The 18,519-nt window shown below is 47.5% G+C and carries 18 protein-coding genes; 12 read left to right on the top strand and 6 right to left on the bottom strand.

Annotation, left to right across the window (positions count from 1 at the left end):
* Positions 1-21 precede the first annotated feature (21 nt).
* The 4 genes from EYR25_RS12890 (at position 22) to panP (ending at position 5,745) form a co-directional block, all read left to right on the top strand.
* The gene (locus EYR25_RS12890; RefSeq protein ID WP_133180536.1) at positions 22-1,020 is read left to right on the top strand and encodes a catalase family peroxidase; all 999 of its coding nucleotides are present in this window, start codon (positions 22-24) and stop codon (positions 1,018-1,020) included.
* A 270-nt stretch (positions 1,021-1,290) separates the two neighbouring features.
* A complete protein-coding gene (locus tag EYR25_RS12895; protein WP_133180538.1) occupies positions 1,291-2,649 on the top strand; it encodes a GntP family permease in 1,359 nt (452 codons plus the stop codon).
* A 58-nt stretch (positions 2,650-2,707) separates the two neighbouring features.
* A complete protein-coding gene (locus EYR25_RS12900; RefSeq protein WP_133180540.1) occupies positions 2,708-3,853 on the top strand; it encodes a glycerate kinase in 1,146 nt (381 codons plus the stop codon).
* Between the two features lie 242 nt (positions 3,854-4,095).
* A complete protein-coding gene (gene panP, locus EYR25_RS12905) occupies positions 4,096-5,745 on the top strand; it encodes a pyridoxal-dependent aspartate 1-decarboxylase PanP (protein ID WP_133180542.1) in 1,650 nt (549 codons plus the stop codon).
* 437 nt (positions 5,746-6,182) lie between these two features.
* Here the strand turns inward: panP and EYR25_RS12915 are convergent, their stop codons facing one another.
* Positions 6,183-7,172 (bottom strand): hypothetical protein, encoded by a 990-nt coding sequence (locus EYR25_RS12915; RefSeq protein ID WP_133180544.1) that lies wholly within the window; start codon positions 7,170-7,172, stop codon positions 6,183-6,185.
* Positions 7,173-7,820: 648 nt separating this feature from the next.
* Here EYR25_RS12915 and EYR25_RS12920 point away from each other — a divergent pair.
* The 8 genes from EYR25_RS12920 (at position 7,821) to EYR25_RS12955 (ending at position 13,477) form a co-directional block, all read left to right on the top strand.
* Entirely contained in the window at positions 7,821-8,285 is a 465-nt protein-coding gene (locus EYR25_RS12920; RefSeq protein ID WP_133180546.1) for a hypothetical protein, read from the top strand.
* A gap of 63 nt (positions 8,286-8,348) precedes the next feature.
* Positions 8,349-8,723, top strand: coding sequence for a hypothetical protein (locus tag EYR25_RS12925; RefSeq protein ID WP_133180549.1), 375 nt, complete (start codon positions 8,349-8,351; stop codon positions 8,721-8,723).
* Positions 8,724-8,865: 142 nt separating this feature from the next.
* A complete protein-coding gene (locus EYR25_RS12930) occupies positions 8,866-9,633 on the top strand; it encodes an SDR family oxidoreductase (protein ID WP_133180551.1) in 768 nt (255 codons plus the stop codon).
* A 13-nt stretch (positions 9,634-9,646) separates the two neighbouring features.
* On the top strand, positions 9,647-10,540 hold the full coding sequence (locus EYR25_RS12935) for a bifunctional transcriptional activator/DNA repair enzyme AdaA (RefSeq protein ID WP_133180553.1): 894 nt from the start codon (positions 9,647-9,649) through the stop codon (positions 10,538-10,540).
* Positions 10,541-10,663: 123 nt separating this feature from the next.
* On the top strand, positions 10,664-11,338 hold the full coding sequence (locus tag EYR25_RS12940) for a Vat family streptogramin A O-acetyltransferase (protein WP_133180556.1): 675 nt from the start codon (positions 10,664-10,666) through the stop codon (positions 11,336-11,338).
* 169 nt (positions 11,339-11,507) lie between these two features.
* Complete coding sequence (locus tag EYR25_RS12945) at positions 11,508-12,344, top strand: helix-turn-helix domain-containing protein (protein ID WP_133180558.1); 837 nt, start codon at positions 11,508-11,510, stop codon at positions 12,342-12,344.
* Positions 12,345-12,482: 138 nt separating this feature from the next.
* Positions 12,483-13,178 (top strand): AzlC family ABC transporter permease, encoded by a 696-nt coding sequence (locus EYR25_RS12950; RefSeq protein ID WP_243729971.1) that lies wholly within the window; start codon positions 12,483-12,485, stop codon positions 13,176-13,178.
* Positions 13,175-13,477, top strand: coding sequence for an AzlD domain-containing protein (locus EYR25_RS12955; protein WP_088210713.1), 303 nt, complete (start codon positions 13,175-13,177; stop codon positions 13,475-13,477). Before EYR25_RS12950 ends, EYR25_RS12955 begins: the two co-directional genes overlap by 4 nt.
* Positions 13,478-13,550: 73 nt before the next feature.
* Here EYR25_RS12955 and EYR25_RS12960 read toward each other — a convergent pair whose 3' ends face one another.
* The 5 genes from EYR25_RS12960 to EYR25_RS12980 form a co-directional block, all read right to left on the bottom strand.
* Positions 13,551-14,480 carry a hypothetical protein gene (locus tag EYR25_RS12960; protein WP_243729887.1) on the bottom strand — a complete coding sequence of 310 codons (930 nt, stop codon included), beginning with the start codon at positions 14,478-14,480 and terminating at the stop codon, positions 13,551-13,553.
* Between the two features lie 75 nt (positions 14,481-14,555).
* Complete coding sequence (locus tag EYR25_RS12965; protein ID WP_133180563.1) at positions 14,556-15,242, bottom strand: helix-turn-helix transcriptional regulator; 687 nt, start codon at positions 15,240-15,242, stop codon at positions 14,556-14,558.
* A 110-nt stretch (positions 15,243-15,352) separates the two neighbouring features.
* Positions 15,353-15,802 carry a GyrI-like domain-containing protein gene (locus EYR25_RS12970; protein ID WP_133180566.1) on the bottom strand — a complete coding sequence of 150 codons (450 nt, stop codon included), beginning with the start codon at positions 15,800-15,802 and terminating at the stop codon, positions 15,353-15,355.
* 170 nt (positions 15,803-15,972) lie between these two features.
* On the bottom strand, positions 15,973-16,356 hold the full coding sequence (locus tag EYR25_RS12975) for a VOC family protein (protein ID WP_133180568.1): 384 nt from the start codon (positions 16,354-16,356) through the stop codon (positions 15,973-15,975).
* A 152-nt stretch (positions 16,357-16,508) separates the two neighbouring features.
* A complete protein-coding gene (locus EYR25_RS12980; protein ID WP_133180570.1) occupies positions 16,509-18,230 on the bottom strand; it encodes a phospho-sugar mutase in 1,722 nt (573 codons plus the stop codon).
* Between the last annotated feature and the right edge of the window lie 289 nt (positions 18,231-18,519).

Below are 18,519 nucleotides of genomic sequence, written 5' to 3' on the forward strand. Positions count from 1 at the left end.
ATCATTAAGGAAAGAAGTCCCATGCAGCCATTTCATGTCAAACTTAGCTTATTCACCACCGCTTGCCTAATGGTCGGCTCAATGTTTGCAGCCCCAATCGCCAACGCGGCAGAGCGAACCATTGCCGAATTAGTCGATGCTGTAAACGGCACGCCAGATGCGGCGAGTCGCGAAGCGGGTAAAAAAGTGAAACTGCGTAATCATACAAAAGGGTTTTGTACCTCGGGTTACTTTGCCCCCAATCCTAAATTACACGATTCACTCAACATTCCCTTTTTTAACCAAAATCCCATTAAAGTGACCGCCCGTTTTTCCCTCGGCGGTACCAATCCTAAACTTTCCGATAAAACCCCAGGGCGCTTTATGTCACTCAAAATTGATGGCGATAAAGAAAACCTGAACTTTGTCACTACCAATGTGCCGATATTCTTTGCCAGCAATCTGGATGATTTTTTTACCTTTCAGACTAAAGTGAAACAAGGTGCCGAGGGTAAACAATGGCTGCTCGATAATAAACCCGATGCCAAAGCCTTCTTCGACTATCTAAAACAATTGCCGCCGAGCCCGAGCTTTGCCAATAGTCGCTACTTTGGCGTAAACAGCTTTCTGTTTACCGACAAGCAAAATAACAGCATTGCGGGTAAATGGATTTTTGAACCCGTAGAGGGCACCGCAGCACTCACTCCGCAAGCATTGGCACAGCTTGGTGATGACTTTCTCAAGCCCGAGTTACTCAAGCGAATTCAGTCTCAACCGGCCAAATGGGATCTGTATATTCAGTTAGCGGAACAGGGCGATGAGATTAATAATCCGACTGTGCTCTGGCCCGAAAACCGCCAGCGCATTCTCGTCGGCCAAGTGGTGATTGATGGTAAGCGCGACAGCGATCCTCAAGTGCAACAATGCGATAAAAGCATCTTTAACCCTCTGCTCCTGCCCAAAGGCATAGCAGCGTCAGATGACCCAATTCTCAATGCCCGCACCGCGGCATATGTCGAGTCCTTTATCCGTCGTCAATAAGCACGGCTCACGGTGCGGTTCGCATTAGCAAAACAATATTCTTAGCATTACATTCGAATTCACGGTCATTATTTTGTGCACACGCACAAAATAATGGCCAATTCCGCCTGTAATTCCGTCGATTTACCCAAAGCTATTCAGTTTACAGTGTTCAATAATAGGCTGACCTTAAAGCAACCTTTATTTGACTTGGGGTTAAATAAAGACTGCGCCCTACAAAAACAGCCAAAACCACTTAAGAACTTCAGCCAAGACTGAACGGGACAACCTATGAACTTAGTGCTCATCCTCATCGGCGTGATTGCATTTATTGTTATCGCGACCTCAAAATTTAAGCTCCATCCGTTTTTAACCTTAATTCTGGCCGCCTTTATCGCCGCCTTCGCCTACGGTTTACCGAGTGGCGATATTGCCAAAACCATCACCACAGGCTTTGGTAATATCCTAGGTTATATCGGCCTTGTAATCGTGCTCGGGACCATTATCGGCATCATTCTCGAAAAAAGTGGCGCCGCCATTACCATGGCTGATGTGGTGATTAAAGTCTTGGGTAAACGCTTCCCCACACTTACTATGTCCATCATCGGTTATTTAGTGTCGATTCCGGTGTTTTGTGACTCGGGTTTTGTGATCTTAAACTCGCTTAAACAATCCATGGCCAACCGCATGAAGGTTTCGAGCGTGTCCATGAGTGTGGCATTAGCCACAGGTCTTTATGCCACTCACACCTTCGTGCCGCCCACGCCAGGCCCTATCGCCGCGGCGGGTAACTTAGGGTTAGAGTCCAACTTAGGCTTAGTGATTGGTGTTGGTTTATTTGTTGCTGCCGTTGCCTCACTTGCGGGCATGCTATGGGCGAACCGTTTTGCCAGTGTTGAACCCGATGGTGAAGGCGCGGAAGAACTCAAAGCTCAAGCTGCCGATTTTGAAGCCTTAAAGCAAAGCTATGGCACACTCCCTAGCCCATTAAAGGCATTTGCACCGATTTTTGTGCCTATCCTATTAATTTGCTTAGGTTCTATCGCTAACTTCCCTTCTGCGCCACTGGGCAAAGAAGGCCTATTCAGCCTGTTGGTTTTCCTTGGCCAACCCGTTAACGCCCTACTTATCGGTCTGTTCCTGTCACTGCTGTTACTAAAAAGCGCTAACAAGATTGCCGAGTTTAGTGAGCGAATCAGCCAAGGCCTCGTTGCCGCAGCACCGATTATTTTGATCACCGGTGCCGGTGGTGCCTTTGGTGCTGTATTAAAAGCCACACCTATTGGTGACTTCCTCGGCAGCTCACTGTCGGCGCTAGGAGTGGGGATCTTTATGCCCTTTATCGTCGCCGCCGCGCTGAAATCGGCTCAAGGTTCATCAACGGTCGCACTCGTCGCAACCTCAGCTCTAGTCGCGCCTATGCTGGGCGATATTGGTCTTGGTAGCGATATGGGCCGTGTGTTAACCGTAATGGCCATTGGTGCCGGCGCCATGACAGTCTCCCACGCCAACGACAGTTTCTTTTGGGTGGTGACTCAATTTAGCCGCATGAGCGTTAAACAAGCCTATAAAGCCCAAACCATGGCGACCCTTATCCAAGGCGTCACCTCCATGCTGGCCGTGTATGTACTAAGCTTAGTGCTGCTCTAAGCCGCACTTTTCTCATCCTTGGGCGCATCCGTGCGCCCAAAAAGCTGTAGGATTTTGAATGAAGATAGTTATCGCCCCCGATTCCTTTAAAGAAAGCTTAAGCGCACTCGATGTAGCTAATGCGATCGAACAAGGCTTAACACAAGTGATCCCAGACTGTGAGATTGTCAAAATCCCCGTCGCCGATGGCGGCGAAGGCACAGTGCAATCTATGGTCGATGCCACTGGCGGCAGCATTGTCAATTTAGAGGTCATGGGGCCACTCGGCCATAAAGTCAACGCCCATTACGGTATTTTAGGCCAGCAAGCCCAAGGTACGATTGCTGTGATTGAAATGGCCTCCGCCTCGGGTTTACACCATGTACCAAGGGACAAGCGTAACCCGCTGCTTACCACCAGTTATGGTACGGGCGAGCTGATTTGTGATGCGCTCAATCGCGGGATAAAACACATTATTTTAGGCTTAGGCGGCAGTGCGACTAATGATGGCGGCGCAGGTATGGCCCAAGCGCTGGATATTTTACTGCTGGATAAACAAGGTAAAACCTTAAGTGCGGGTGGCGCGGCGCTGTCTCAGCTTGCCAGTATCGATATAAGCCACGCTCACCCGCTACTGAAAGTATGTACCTTTGAAGTGGCCTGCGATGTCGATAATCCCCTGTGCGGTGAGCGTGGTGCCTCGGCCATATTTGGCCCGCAAAAAGGCGCAACGCCCGAGATGGTGAGCATTTTAGACGCAGCACTAAGCCACTATGCCGATGTGATAGCCCAAAGCGGCGTCACCGATCACCGCAACCAGGCTGGCGCGGGCGCGGCGGGTGGTATGGGGCTCGGCGTAATGGCTTTTTTAGGCGCAGAGCTTAAACCCGGTGTCGAGATTGTGATGCAAACGGTGGGATTGGCAGACAAAATTCGCGGCGCAGATCTTGTTATCACAGGCGAAGGCCGAATCGATGGCCAGACCATATTTGGCAAAACCCCGATGGGCGTCTTAAAGCAAGCGCAGCTGCAAAATATTCCGACTATCGGGATTGCGGGTTGCCTTGGCGACAATGCTAATGCCGTGCTAGAGGAAGGCATGGCGGCGATTTTCCCCATCATTCCACACTTAAGTCCACTGGACGATGTACTGGCGAATGCCAAAACAAATCTGACCAATACCGCCCGCAATATTGCCGCGGTCTTGATGCTGGGCCAGCGTTAACTTTACCTTAGTGTTGTGATAGCTAACGACATACACCTAAGGCGCTATTCATAGCGCCTTTGTTTATTCTGTAACCCAAGCACTAACTCAAGTGGTGTTTTAGTGCTTGATGCCTAAAAGGCCTTGCAGTAAAGTGAGCTCCCTTTTTGGTAATCCGTAAACGGGTTTAAGCGCCATGTATTTGGTTATACTCTTAATCACCTTTGCGGTTTCACTCTAAGAATTAATAGACGGCAAGCCCCATGACCCAAAAACTCCCTCGCCAAGCCATCGCATCCGAAGACAGTTTGATGCGAATTTTCACTGTGCCCGAAGATGCGGAATCCACCTTAAGCATTATCGAGCAGAAGCTTTCCGAGGACTTAGCCGGCTTTTTGGGTGACAGCATTGCCGCGCTGGAAAAGCCGCTCTCCGAAATCGAAACCGATTTTCAAGCCTTTGAAATTCCAAGCCAGCCGCGTTTTGTCTCCGACTACACCGACGAAATTATGCAAAACCTGGTGGCGCATTCGGTGCATACAGCTGCGCCCAGTTTTATCGGCCATATGACCTCGGCACTGCCCTATTTCGTGTTACCACTGTCGAAAATGATGGTGGGGCTGAATCAAAACTTGGTCAAAATTGAAACCTCCAAGGCTTTTACGCCGCTTGAGCGTCAAGTGCTCGGCATGATGCACCATTTGGTTTACGCTCAAAATGATGATTTTTATCGTAATTGGATGCACAGCGCCAACCATTCCCTTGGCGCATTTTGCTCCGGCGGCACAGTGGCTAACATCACCGCCCTGTGGATTGCCCGCAACCAATTACTCAAGGCCGATGGCGACTTTAAAGGCGTGACCCGCGAAGGTTTAATTAAGGCGCTGCGCCACTATGGCTTCGATGATTTAGCGATTCTGGTCTCCGAGCGCGGCCACTACTCCTTAGGTAAGGCCGTCGATCTACTCGGTATCGGTCGCGACAATATCATCAGCATCCCAACCGATGGCAATAACAAAGTCGATGTAGCAAAAATGCGCGAAGTTGCCGCGGAACTAGCGAATAAACGCATTAAAGTCATGGCGATTGTGGGTGTGGCTGGCACTACTGAGACAGGCAATATCGACCCACTGCGCGAACTTGCGGCATTAGCAAGTGAGCTAAACTGCCACTTCCATGTGGATGCGGCTTGGGGCGGCGCAAGCTTATTATCCAATAAATACCGTCACTTACTCGATGGTATTGAACTCGCAGACTCAGTCACCATCGATGCCCATAAGCAAATGTATGTCCCCATGGGCGCGGGCATGGTGCTATTTAAAAACCCTGAGTTTGCCCATGCCATTGCCCACCACGCCGAATATATTTTGCGCCGAGGCTCTAAGGATTTAGGCAGCCAAACGCTCGAAGGCTCACGCCCCGGCATGGCGATGTTAGTGCATGCCTGCTTGCAGATTATCGGTCGCGATGGTTACGAAATCCTGATCAACAACAGTCTTGAAAAAGCCCGTTATTTTGCCGAGCAAATCGACGCACACCCTGACTTTGAGCTAGTTACCGCGCCTGAGCTGTGCCTGCTCACCTATCGTTATGTACCCGCGGAGGTGCAGGCCGCCATGCAAGTGGCGATTGAACAAGGCGATAAGACCAAACTCGCTCATTTTAATGAGCTGCTCGATGGCCTAACCCAATTTATTCAAAAACACCAACGCGAACAGGGCAAATCCTTTGTCTCCCGCACCCGCATTCAACCCGCCCGCTACTTTAGACAACCCACAGTGGTGTTTCGCGTTGTATTAGCCAACCCTTTAACTAGCCATGAGATCCTAAATCAAGTGCTTATCGAGCAAGGCGAAATTGCTGCTTTGGATAACGAGTTCTTACCTGCGCTATTAGCTATGGTCGCTGAATAGCGAGTGATTTAGCGTAAGCGTTAAATTTCATTTAAATCCAGAGTGTTAATCAAAAACAGCCGCAAATATTTGCGGCTGTTTTTGTTTGTAGGCTAAATTGGCGGAAAACTTGGTGAGATAACAAAGAGTAAAGGTTTATGTTCAGTCGTAGATACGCCGAATTCAATTGCTTCCGTGACACGCCGTGAAGCCATCCATGGCGGCTCTGCGATGATATCCATATCATCGAAGGTCACGTCCACAATCGAATTCGGCTTAGCAAATCTCAGTGTAATCTGCGGCAACGTTTGAAAAGATGGGAGTTTAACTCTTAGGATACGCAACCTCACGGCGGGTTAACGTGTCTACGCTTCACAGCGTTGGCTATGTGCGCTTATAGGTGTACGGGATTTTAGGCGGGGGAAAGCGTACCTGTTAATGGGTACTTCTAATAATAGCTATGCCAAACCACATTTCACTGCTACATGCTTGCCACTATCAGTTAAAAGTATAGATTTAGATGTTGTACCAATAGTGATCAACCTCATGTTTTTCAGTGAACTCATCGCCGCATCAACAGCAATTTTACTCCATTTCTTAGTATCAATATATTTGTATATATTAACTTCCAATATTGCACCATCCCCCTTTTCATTAGCACTTTCAACTATCACTGAAAAAATTTCAAATGAAAGTCTATCAGGGAAAGTCTCATCTATATAATTAATGTGCTCGACATCGAGGTGTTTAGATAAATCTTCGTTATTTTCATACTTACTCAACTTTCGCGTAAGAGAATCGATGTTAGCCACAAAATTTACATTATCACTTTCGAGCAGCTGATACTTTCCTCGCAGAGTATTTAAGTCCATATCTCTTTGCTTGAGCAACTTATCAAGCTCTAACGCTTTATCTATCAACTCTTTATTTTTGATGTTGACATCATTCAGATTTAGCAACAACTCTTTTAATTCAATACCATTCTTTTCTATATCTTTATTTTTTGAGTTAATAACTTCAACGTAATACTTATCTTTACCTAAAATTTCCTGCCTTAAAATCAAAGAGTCATCAAGGGTTAATACTTCGTTGTTTTCAATTTCATTCCTTTTCCTCTTTAAATCACCCTGAACTTCTAAATGATGTCTGTAAACAATCTTCGCAGGTATTGGATATATGTATATATAAGCCAATGCAGACAGAAAAGGAAAAGCAACTCCATTTGTTAACCAATAACCAAGAGGCTCATAAAAACTTGTTTGTAAAACTGTTGTACTGACTAAAATATCAATTGCATTGTATTTTTCATATGGCTTCATTGATGAGAATAAAACAATTAAAATTTTATAGTTCCATAAACACCAAGAAATTATAAAGCTACTCGATAACGGACTTGATACTCTGTCATATAGAGTAGCTTTAATGGAATTTGAAATTTGCTCAAGCATAAATAACTCAAAGTTGTTCTCATCTAACACAATGATAACGTCAACATCTTGTTTTTTGCTAGCATTTTTATGATGTTAGACTCACAACTTCAACATTTTTAGAATTTAATGAAACACCCATTGTTAAATTTCTAAAAGTGGTTGTAAGCATTACTCGGTTTGCTTTGCATGACTTGCAAATAACACAAAAGCAGAAGGAGTTCACCATCCCCTCGGAGTTGCCGCAGGGCGAATAGACAAATTGCGTGAGTCTTGCCATGGATGGCAAGCTAGCTTTCGCAGGTGCAGGGACGCATCCTTCGGAAGCGATAGCAAATTTGGCAATGAGCACAAGGGGCTTTCAACTCCGTTAGGGGCGTCTTGGAGCATCCAAGGAGGATAGGACGAGCAGTCCTCCTTGGTCGGGTGTGGGGTGAAGCCCCACGACTTTGACTTTGCTTTTAAATAATTTAACGAAGAAAGATTCCACAACTGTTTAACAAAACACCCATTGTTAAATCCTTGGCAAATCCTAATTGTGAGTAACAGACTATCTGCCATACCAAAGGCTTAGCGGGATTCGGGTGCAGGGGTGAAACCCCATGACCTCGCTGTTGGTTTTTACACCACGACAGAGTAATCTAGCCAAAATCAACAATGGGGTGTTCTATGGACAGAAAATCATTATTGCTAGTGACACTTATCCTGCCTTTTTCGGCCAATGCCGCCGTATACCAATGTGCCGATGGAAAATATCAGGCCGATCCCTGTGATGAAAATAGCCAACCCGTAGATCTCAGCGGCGTCGGTAGCGTCGTTAAAGGCCCTGATATTACCCATGCAAACGCTATTACTCACTCGGATAAAAAACAAGAAATTAGCGATTTTATTGATAAACAACGTATTAGCCGTGAAATCACTAAACTAGAAAACGACCGAAAACTCATTATCGACCAAAGGGATAAACGTATTGTCGAGCTAAGAAACGATAGAAGTTACGCCAATAACAATCTTGCCGGTGCGACTTGGGAGCAAAGCTTGGCACAAGAAATGTCGGCGGTGGCGCAGCAAGCTGATACACAGGTTGCGTCTATCGATAGGCAAATAGAACAATTACGACTCAAGTTAAAGTAGATAAAGTGCAGCTACTCAAGCTTTCCCATGCCAAATAGATAAGAACCAATACAAGGAATGGCGATGTACTTTATTGCGGCTTTTGGCCTATTGATGCTGTTCTTTAGCCTTGTAATGGTCGTCAGGCCTGCGGCTTTCGCTAACGGTATCATTGCATTTAGCGAGCAGCCCTACTTCCATATTACTGAAGTGGTTAGCCGTATTATTGCGGGTGTGATTTTTATCCAATATTGCGCCGATACCCGATTTCCACAGATCTTTTTGGCGATAGGCATTGTCTTACTCTGTGTGGGAATAGGCTTGGCATGCACACCGCCGAGTAAACATCGTAAATTTGCCCTATGGTCTGCCCAAGCGTTTAAAAATCAATTTCGCTTAATCGGTGTTGTTTCCGTCCCGCTGTCTTTGCTACTGATTTATGCCGCTGGCGTTGTCTAAAACCCAGTGACAATCCATACATAATTCCACGACTTTAGTACCAAGTGTAAAAGCGCAAGATTCGGGTCGAGTTGCATGCCCCAACCCTTCACTATGTCTCTATCGGCGCATATTGGCCGAGGCAATTAATGGAGACATATCTATGGCAGTGTTACAGGGAAAGATCGCAATCATTACTGGGGCAAGTTCGGGGATTGGCTATGCCACCGCAAAACGCTTTGCCCGTGAAGGCGCAAAACTGGTACTGGGGGCGCGCCGCGGCGCCATATTGGCCTCATTGGTGGATGAGATAATCACCCAAGGCGGTGAAGCGGTTTATCTGGCGGGCGATGTGACCGACGAGGTGTATGCCAGTGATTTAGTGGCACTTGCCGTCGAGCAGTATGGTGGATTGGATATCGCCTTTAATAATGCCGGTATTAATGGTGAGTTAGGCGTAGATTCGGATGCGCTTAGCCGTGCCGAATGGGAAAACACCCTAACAACCAACCTTACCAGTGCATTTTTAGCGGCAAAATATCAATTGCCACAAATGCTTAAACGTGGCGCAGGGTCGATTATTTTTACATCTTCCTTTGTTGGCTATACCATAGGCTTTCCGCAAACGGCGGCCTATGCGGCAAGTAAAGCGGGGATGATTGGCTTAACCCAATCCTTGGCCGTTGAATACGGCGCACGCGGCATTAGGGTCAATGCGCTATTGCCTGGCGGCACTGATACACCGATGGGGCGGGAGTTTGCTAATACCCCAGAGGCCATGGCCTTTGTGAAGAATCTTCATGCCCTAAAGCGCCTCGCAGATCCTGCGGAAATCGCCCAATCGGCGCTATATCTCGCCTCCGATGCGGCTAGTTTTACCACAGGGATAGCCTTATTGGTCGATGGTGGTGTGTCCATCTGTAAAACCTAGGGAATGGATAACGATGACCCAAGATTACGAGCGAATTGCGCGTGCCATTGACTTTATTCGTCAGCATGTGGGTCATCAACCCTCACTGGCAGAGATTGCGGCGCACGTCCATTTAAGTGAATTCCATTTCCAGCGGCTCTTTAGTCGCTGGGCTGGGATCACTCCCAAACGTTACTTGCAGGCCTTAACCCTAGAGCGGGCAAAACAGTTATTGCAGCAGCCGTCCCACTCGACCTTAAGTGCCAGTTATGAGTTAGGCCTGAGCAGTGGCTCGCGCTTATACGATCATTTTGTGCAACTCGAGGCGGTCACCCCCTTCGAATATCGACAAAAAGGCTTAGGGATCAGCATTGCCTATGGCTATCATCCTACGCCCTTCGGGTTGGCCTTTATCGCCCAAACGGCCCGGGGCATTTGCCAGTTTGATTTTGTCGATATGCAGCAAATTCAATCGCCATTGGAACGTTTAAAGCAAAGCTGGAGTCAGGCCACCATTTATGAGGACACAGCGCAAACAGCAAGCTTAATCGATCACCTCTTTAGCCAGTACTTTGCGGGCTCGAGTGCCGCAGAGGTTAATTTAACAGCACCTAATACTCAGGCTATACACCAAGGCGAGCCAGCCCCGCTCTCACTCTGGGTAAAAGGCACTAATTTTCAGCTTAACGTGTGGCGCGCCCTGCTGAATTTACCTAAGGGAGAGGTCGCCTCCTATGGTGATATTGCCAAGGCCATTGGCAAGCCTAAGGCCTCACGCGCCGTCGGTACGGCGATTGGTGCTAATCCGGTGGCATTACTTATCCCCTGCCATAGAGTGCTACGTCAAAGTGGTGAACTTGGCGGCTATCGCTGGGGTGAAACCCGTAAACATGCCATATTGGCAAGGGAAGCGGCCTATTGTGAGTAAAAGATCCACCAGCGGGTTTAACTGGGCTTTCCAGTGCTTAACGGCGCTCGACTCTTAACTGCGCTCAACTCTTAGCGGCGCGACGACCCAATTTTTAGCCATTGAATAATCAGGGAGGCAAACATGCCGACGCATTCCCCATACCAACTGGGACCTAACCCGAATGACAAATCCCCCTTAAAAGGATTTCCTCAGGTAGGTTTTCTGAAGAACTTTATTAGCCGCGACAATATTATCGTCGGCGATTACACCTATTATGACGACCCTGCGGGGCCAGAGCGTTTCGAGTCAAACGTGCTTTATCACTTTGACTTTATTGGCGATAAGCTGATTATTGGTAAATTTTGTGCCATTGCAAGGGACGTAAAATTCATTATGAATGGCGCCAATCACCAGGTATCTGGCTTTTCCACTTATCCCTTTTATATCTTCGGCAATGGTTGGGAGAAGGCGGCGCCAGCCCCCGAGGATTTACCCTTTAAGGGCGACACCCACATAGGCCATGATGTGTGGATAGGTTATAACGCCACCATTATGCCCGGCGTCAACGTCGGCCACGGCGCCATTATTGCCAGTCAAGCCGTGGTCACTAAGGATGTACCACCCTACGCCATCGTCGGCGGTAACCCCGCGACTGTGATTAAATTGCGATTCGAGCCCGAGGTAATAGATAAGTTACTCGCCATTGCGTGGTGGGACTGGCCGATTGAGAAAATCAGCGAGCATTTACCTGCCATTGTAGGCGCCGATCTTAGCCAATTAGCCCGCGTGGCCGATGGGATACATACGCAGCCCTAAGCGTTGGTGTCAGAAAACAACGCACAGAACTTCCCAAAAAACACGGCAAAGCGCAATTTTGTACAAAAGTGTCGAGGCGTTCTGGGTTACTATCTGGCAAAACAAGCGTTAAACGCCTTGGTCTTGATAAACCAACTCGCCCATTCATCCAGTCGATAAAGGAGGCCGAATGAACACTGAACATGCGGCCTACCACATAGCCAATGAGCTTGGGGGCCTTGAGCTACTTAATGCCCGCTACCATAAGCAAAATTTTAGTCGCCATACCCACGAAGGTTACACGGTTGGCGTGATTGAAACGGGTGCCCAGCGTTTTTATCGCACTGGTGGCAACCATGTAGCACCCAAGCACAGCATTATTCTTGTCAATGCCGACGAAGTGCATAATGGTTGTAGCGCCACCGAGGACGGCTGGTCCTATCGTGCTATGTATCCCGTCCCTGCTCAATTTGCCAATATGACTCAGGAGTTCACTTCAAGTCGCGGCGCGCCCTATTTCCCGCAACCCGTAGTGCAGGATCCCGAGCTTGCCGAATTGCTGCGCCTCACTTTTAGCACCTTAGATACCTCGGAAAATAGGCTACTGCGCGAAAGTCTGGTCTATTCGAGCCTGACGCAACTTATGGCGCGCCATGGCCGAAATTATCCCAGTGAACACTTGGAGGCAAACGCTAAGCCTGCGTTAGCACTGGTAAAATCCTTTATTGACGATCATCCCGCGGCCGATATCTCCCTCGAAGAGTTGGCAACACTCGCGGGATTAAGCCCCTATTATTTGCTTAGACAATTCCAACGTTGTTATGGTCTGCCGCCCCACGCCTATCAGACTCAAGCCAGAGTCAGACTGGCAAAACAGAAAATAGGCCAAGGAATCAAACTGCTGGATGTTGCCATGGAATGTGGTTTCCATGATCAAAGCCATTTAAACCGCCATTTTAAAAAGACTGTCGGGATCACCCCAGGGCAATTTGCCAAGGAGATTGGCCGCAATATTATCCAAGCTTAAGCCCTGATTTTACGTTAGCCTTAACCCCTTATATTCTTTTTATCCCAGCCGTAGTGAGGAGTCAGAGTGTCTGAGCCGTATATTGTCCACACCCATACATCCAGTAAGACCAAGGCGTTTTTCAAGGGCACACTCGCCATGTTGCCACTCACCATTGCCGTGGTGCCTTGGGGGATCCTCGCAGGCTCGTTCGCGATTGAGGTCGGTCTGACACCAATTGAAAGTCAGGCCATGTCGGCCATTATTTTTGCGGGCGCCGCACAATTGGTCGCACTCGGTATGGTTAAGGCGGGGATTGGTCTGTGGAGCATTTTAATCACGACTTTGCTGATCACTTCGCGTCACTTGCTGTATGCCATGGCGATGCGCAGCCAAATCAGCCCCTTACCACTGAAATGGCGCCTCAGTCTGGGCTTTTTACTGACCGATGAACTCTTTGCCATCGCCAACCAAGGCAAGCTGCATAAATTCGATCCTTGGTACGCGCTGGGCGGCGGCCTGAGTTTTTACCTCGGTTGGAACCTCGCCACCCTGCTCGGCATTATCGCCGGCAATGCCATCGATAACTTGGGTGAATTAGGACTCGACTTTGCCATTGCCGCGACCTTTATTGCCCTCGTAGTCCCCACAGTGAAAAAGCCTTCCATCCTAGTCTGTGTTCTGGTTTCGCTCACCTTAGCCGTGGTATGCGCCGTACTGGATATTCAGGCGGGACTGTTAATTGCCGCCCTCTCGGGAATGAGCGCTGGCGTGCTCTATGCCAAAGTCACGGGCGAAGATAAACCAGCCCCAAAAACCGACACGACAGCCACCCAAACGGAGGAAACTCTATGATCTGGTTAATGATTTTTTCAATGGCGGCGGTGGTGTTTATCAGTCGGCATTTACTGCTCGAGCCAAAACTACCGCTAAGGCTAAGTAAAAATACCCAGACATTTTTGAGTTATTCGGCGCCCGCCGTACTCACGGCCATCTTTGCACCTATCGTATTCGTGCAGGAGGGAAAACTCGATTTAAGCTTAGATAACAGCTACTTGATATGCGCTGTGGTCGCAACGGTATTAGCATTTGTCACGCGTAATACCCTATTGACCACAGTGCTTAGTATGGGATTATTTTTCACTATTCATTAAGGCGTTAATCTTACCGTCTATACAACCGTAAAAATACCTTTAAGACAAAGCTAAAATACAAGAGAATAGTGACTTAATGATATTTTTCACATAAAGTCAAAAAGTCACTACTTGGATTGATTAAGAAGTCCTTGCCAACAATAGATGTCATTTCCGCCTCAGAAACCAGTGGATTATTAATCTTAAAAACGATCCTGCGATTAATATTGCTTTTTAATAAAAGATCACAGTGTCTTTGGTAAAAAAATGTATCAAACTGGCCATTTTCAATAATTCGCTGTAGGCCGACTTGTATTCTTTTTGCTAAACGAGGTTGACTTGGAGATACGTAATAATAGGTAGCTAATGGAATATAAAGTAAAATATTATCGTCTACGATTAAATCGGGATATTTTTTATTAAATTGCTCCACTTCCTGAAAGATTTCATTAACTCCACGACCAAATGTAACAAAACGCCCAACAGATAACATATTGAATAAATTATCATATTGAGTACTCTCTATCACATTGAACCCTGCTTTTTGCATGGCAACTTTAGTCGACCATTGACTACCCGAGCCCGTATCTAACGTCATTAACTCTGCTAAAGTCTTTACATTCGCCATCAGTGGTAAATTATCTTTCTTGATAATAAATAGTCTAAATCCTTGGATCCCTTTGCGGATTGGTATTTTTACGGGAATAAGCTGCTGATCCCAAGTAGCATTAGAGGCTTCTGCCATTACATTAATATTTTTACCTTCTAATAACTCCCTAAAGATTCGATTTCGACTCATCACAACACCAGACATCTCTAGCGTAGCCTCACCAAAATCATCCTTAGTTGCATCAATAACCAATGCCAATAGATCATAGGTATATTGATATCTATGATCATTATCGGACTCGGGAGGATTAATGATAAAAGCGTCAGTTGCGAATGACTGTGAAGGAAAAAAGCATGTACCAATATAAACCAGCATAATTAAAAAACTAAAATGCCTAAATATCATCATGTACATGCCCACTACATATATGAAAGCTGTCCCTATCGTTTGATTCTAGCAGAACGTATCAACAGCGAGTAATAGACTGCACTATTTTTGTGCATTTTGTGAATCCATCAGGCAAATATAATCCTCTAATTCCTGCCCGGGCGTTGGTTCAAAATGGCGGTTAAGCCTTAATAACCCAGTGATACGATCGACCCGAAAGTTACGAAAATCCTGACGTAATTCACACCAGGTTAGCAAGGTCCAAGTACCGCGCCAAAAATAGATGGCCAGCGGCCGCACTTCGCGCTCGGTAAGAGCCTTATTCACATCTTGATAGAAGAGTTTGACGTATTCACGGCGCTGTGCCGCATTACGCAGCGGATCGAGAAACTGAAACTCGTTGGAATCTAAATAAAAATCCGGCGAAAACATCAAGGATTGATAGGCTTGCAAACGCTTAGGTAGTACGGCCTCCACTTTTATCATCGCCTGACGCGCTGCGCTGCCAAGCTCTTTGCCGCCCCATGTTTGCACCATACGCATGCCGACTTGAATCGCCTCTAATTCGGCCTCGTTAAACATCAGTGGCGGCACATTCACTTCGTGGCGCAATAGATAGCCCACGCCCGCCTCCCCTTCAATGGGAATGCCGCTCAAACACAAATCCTGTACATCGCGGTACACTGTGCGGGTCGATACTTCTAAACGATCCGCCAGCTCTTGGGCGGTCGTCAGTCGTCGATGTTTAAGAATTTGCACTATTTGAAATAGGCGGTCGGCACGGCGCATGGACAGTAATCACACCTTAAATTGGCTTGGCTGCGAAAGTTAAGGGATCTTACCCGCTAAAGAGGGCCAGCCCAAGCGATTGTGTATAGGCACAGTGTTATTGATTCAGCCTACACAATCCCGATATAAATCTCGACCTTATCGGCGCTTCGATACACTTCAAAATCCGTTTGATAATCACGCTGGTGTGGGCAATCAGGCGCACTAAAGTAGTGCCAAATCTGTCCCCAAAGGTCAACCACGCAGTGGGGCATTTCCCCCTCGGCACTGAACTTAAGGTAATTTCCCTCACGTAGCAGCAACGCAGTAAAAGGGCCGGTCTCGCTGACAGACTCAACGCTTTTACCCACTAAAACCGAATAGTCTCCCGTCATATCGGATTCATAGTCGTAGTAAACCCCATACATGGGAGAGTCGAGCATCGTCGTGAGTTGTGATGACTCAAAGAATGTCTGCCAAAGCGCTGCAATCTTGCCGCCCTCAGCCGCCATTTCGGCGTTATTATTGGTACGCGTACTCAGCCCAAGCATAGGTTGAGCCGCCATAAAAACCTGTTCCATTATCCTTTCACCTTCATCACTGAAATTTGCTGTTGCTTGTTTAAGGCTATCGCTAGACGTTATTGCTCGTCGCTATTATCCGCAGAACTGACTTTATCCACTTAAATTAAAGAACTGCTTAAAAATCAGTACCAAGAGCCGTGCCAAGGCACGACTCTTTAGGATATTCATTACTGATTTTGCGACCAGAGACCGACTTTATTGCCTTCGCTATCCACAAACAGCGCGATATAACCACAACTGCCGTCCTTGATAGGCGTCACAGGCAATAACATAGTCACATTGGCGGCCACGAGTTTATCCACTAAAGGTTGCAATTGCGCGCTGAAATGCAGGTATACAGTGCTACCGTCCATCGACGGTTTGCTCATGCTGCATTTAACGAGGCCAATGCTTGGTGCGCCTTCATCCTCTGTTTCAATCGTGGCGTATTGCATGTCTTCCATATCGTCACGCTTAAATTCAACCCCGAAATGTTGTTGATAAAAAGCGATGGCACGATCCATATCACTGACAGGAATTTCACCCCAGACTAACGGTGCAATTGATAACATTTTCACATTCTCCTTGTTGAAAAATGCCGATGATTCATCATGTTATAAATGTGATTCACCAGCGGACGACAACAAGAATAAAACAAGGCTACTGACAACATCATGTCAGTAGCCTTTGAGTGAAGCTGATTTATTGAGTGCGCTCAAGGCGCTTATTTAGGCAAACTCGCCTGATGGGCTAAAATAAACGCCTCCATCGCCTGAGTAGCCCGAGCTTGGGCGCTGGCTAAGGTGTCTTGCGCCGTCATAGGTTCGACTACCTCGTAATAGCACTTAATTTTAGGCTCAGTACCCGACGGCCGTACTATCACCCGCGCGCCATTTGCTAAGCGGTAAGTTAATACATCACTGGCGGGCAGATTGATTTTCTCGACCTTGCCATCGGCAAAACGGCGCTCTAACGCCTTGAGATCATCAGTCGACACCACGGCATGCTCACCAATTGCTAACGGCGGATGTTCACGCAGATAGGCGCCGATATTAGGCGTGTCGGGTTTTAAGGCAATGCTAACTTGGGCATTGAGATGGAAACCCTGCTCGCGGTAAATCTGCTCGAGTCTATCCCAAATGGTTTGCCCTTTGGCGGCAAGCTCGGCGGTTAATTGGGCGAAGGCGACGAGAGCTGACAGGCCGTCCTTATCCCACACCATGTTACCGACGGTGTAACCCAGTGCCTCTTCGTAGGCAAACAGGAATTGATTGTCAGGCTGACTCTGCGCAATTCCCACATTCATCAGCCACTTAAAACCGGTGAGCGTGGTATAGCTTTCAACGCCAAAGCCTTTGGCAATTTTAGATAACAAACTAGAAGACACTATGGTAGTGCCCACCAGACGTTGATCCTTGCTCGCATGGCTTAACAGATAATGACCAAAGAGCACGCCTACTTGGTCACCCGTTAGCATTTGATATTCGCCATCATCTTTGCGTACTGCAACCGCAAATCTGTCCGCATCGGGGTCATTGGCACAGGCGAGCATGGCGCCATGCTTTTTCGCTTCGGCGATGACTAAGTCCATCGCGCCCTTTTCTTCCGGATTAGGGAAGTTAACCGTTGGAAAATCCCCATCGGGCTCGCGCTGCGCCGCCACCGAATACACTTGGGTAAAACCCGCATCCTTGAGCACAGTTTCCGCCATTTCAGCGCCCACACCGTGCATGGCGGTATAGGCAAGGCTGACCTTTTCGGGCGCAGTGTTATTTTGCAGCACATTGGCGTGCCTCACGCCGCGGCGATAGGTTTCGTAATAATCCTCCTGCAACCAAATAAGCTTGCCCTGTTTGGTCGCCTCAACATGATCCATAAACGGAATAGCTTGGGTTGCCGCCAGCTCAATCTTAGCGGCGATGCCTGAGTCATGGGGCGGGATAATCTGCGCGCCGTTTTCCCAATACACTTTGTAGCCGTTGTATTGTGGCGGGTTATGGCTGGCGGTCACCACAATGCCCGCAGCGGCATTAAAATGCTTAACCCCAAAGGCCACCAGCGGCGTTGGCGCGACTTTGGCGGTGAGTCGCACCTTAATGCCCATCGCGGTAAGCACACTGGCGGTATCATGGGCGAAAGTGCGTGAATCGTGGCGGCCATCGAAACCAATCACGACCCCGCGCTCGGCCGCATCTTTAATTTGTTCGAGTAAATAGGCACCAAGCCCAGCTGATGTTTGACGGATCACTAGGCGATTCATGCCCATGGGACCTGCACCCACCACACCGCGTAATCCGGCGGTTCCAAATTCTAAACGTCCCGCAAAACGAGCTTCGAGTTCGGCATCATTTCCGGCATCGATTAAGGCTTGCAGTTGTGCCTGAGTACGGGGATCGGGGTCATTTTCGAGCCAATGCTTAACCTGTAATTGCAAATGGGTATTCATAGGGGGCCTCAGTGAAAATCATTTTCAATTACCTTAGGAAAATCCATGCCGAAGAACAAGCAAATTTGCACTAATTTCACCGTCATCCCATGAGTTTTAATCTTTCAGGATTAGTTTTTGAGCGATTTAACCATTGATTTACAAAGTGAAATAAATACTCTTGGAGATTCACATAACTGGACGCTAACCCAGCCCTAAGCAATACAAGCGTCTTACGCTTAGTTGCTTAATAGCCCTAGAACGGTGAAGCTAAATAACCGCTAACAGAATAAAAAACGCACTATCCATG

This window comes from Shewanella decolorationis, from assembly GCF_004354305.1.
Classification (GTDB): Bacteria; Pseudomonadota; Gammaproteobacteria; order Enterobacterales; family Shewanellaceae; genus Shewanella; species Shewanella decolorationis.

Bases quoted from the DNA above. Each gene is read 5' to 3' on its own strand.
- EYR25_RS12915 (WP_133180544.1), bottom strand. From the start codon at position 7,172: ATGCTTGAGCAAATTTCAAATTCCATTAAAGCTACTCTATATGACAGA.
- EYR25_RS12890 (WP_133180536.1), top strand. From the start codon at position 22: ATGCAGCCATTTCATGTCAAACTTAGCTTATTCACCACCGCTTGCCTA.
- EYR25_RS12925 (WP_133180549.1), top strand. From the start codon at position 8,349: ATGTACTTTATTGCGGCTTTTGGCCTATTGATGCTGTTCTTTAGCCTT.
- panP (WP_133180542.1), top strand. From the start codon at position 4,096: ATGACCCAAAAACTCCCTCGCCAAGCCATCGCATCCGAAGACAGTTTG.
- EYR25_RS12920 (WP_133180546.1), top strand. From the start codon at position 7,821: ATGGACAGAAAATCATTATTGCTAGTGACACTTATCCTGCCTTTTTCG.
- EYR25_RS12965 (WP_133180563.1), bottom strand. From the start codon at position 15,242: ATGCGCCGTGCCGACCGCCTATTTCAAATAGTGCAAATTCTTAAACAT.
- EYR25_RS12970 (WP_133180566.1), bottom strand. From the start codon at position 15,802: ATGGAACAGGTTTTTATGGCGGCTCAACCTATGCTTGGGCTGAGTACG.
- EYR25_RS12945 (WP_133180558.1), top strand. From the start codon at position 11,508: ATGAACACTGAACATGCGGCCTACCACATAGCCAATGAGCTTGGGGGC.
- EYR25_RS12900 (WP_133180540.1), top strand. From the start codon at position 2,708: ATGAAGATAGTTATCGCCCCCGATTCCTTTAAAGAAAGCTTAAGCGCA.
- EYR25_RS12955 (WP_088210713.1), top strand. From the start codon at position 13,175: ATGATCTGGTTAATGATTTTTTCAATGGCGGCGGTGGTGTTTATCAGT.
- EYR25_RS12930 (WP_133180551.1), top strand. From the start codon at position 8,866: ATGGCAGTGTTACAGGGAAAGATCGCAATCATTACTGGGGCAAGTTCG.
- EYR25_RS12960 (WP_243729887.1), bottom strand. From the start codon at position 14,480: ATGTACATGATGATATTTAGGCATTTTAGTTTTTTAATTATGCTGGTT.
- EYR25_RS12950 (WP_243729971.1), top strand. From the start codon at position 12,483: ATGTTGCCACTCACCATTGCCGTGGTGCCTTGGGGGATCCTCGCAGGC.
- EYR25_RS12940 (WP_133180556.1), top strand. From the start codon at position 10,664: ATGCCGACGCATTCCCCATACCAACTGGGACCTAACCCGAATGACAAA.
- EYR25_RS12980 (WP_133180570.1), bottom strand. From the start codon at position 18,230: ATGAATACCCATTTGCAATTACAGGTTAAGCATTGGCTCGAAAATGAC.
- EYR25_RS12975 (WP_133180568.1), bottom strand. From the start codon at position 16,356: ATGTTATCAATTGCACCGTTAGTCTGGGGTGAAATTCCTGTCAGTGAT.
- EYR25_RS12935 (WP_133180553.1), top strand. From the start codon at position 9,647: ATGACCCAAGATTACGAGCGAATTGCGCGTGCCATTGACTTTATTCGT.
- EYR25_RS12895 (WP_133180538.1), top strand. From the start codon at position 1,291: ATGAACTTAGTGCTCATCCTCATCGGCGTGATTGCATTTATTGTTATC.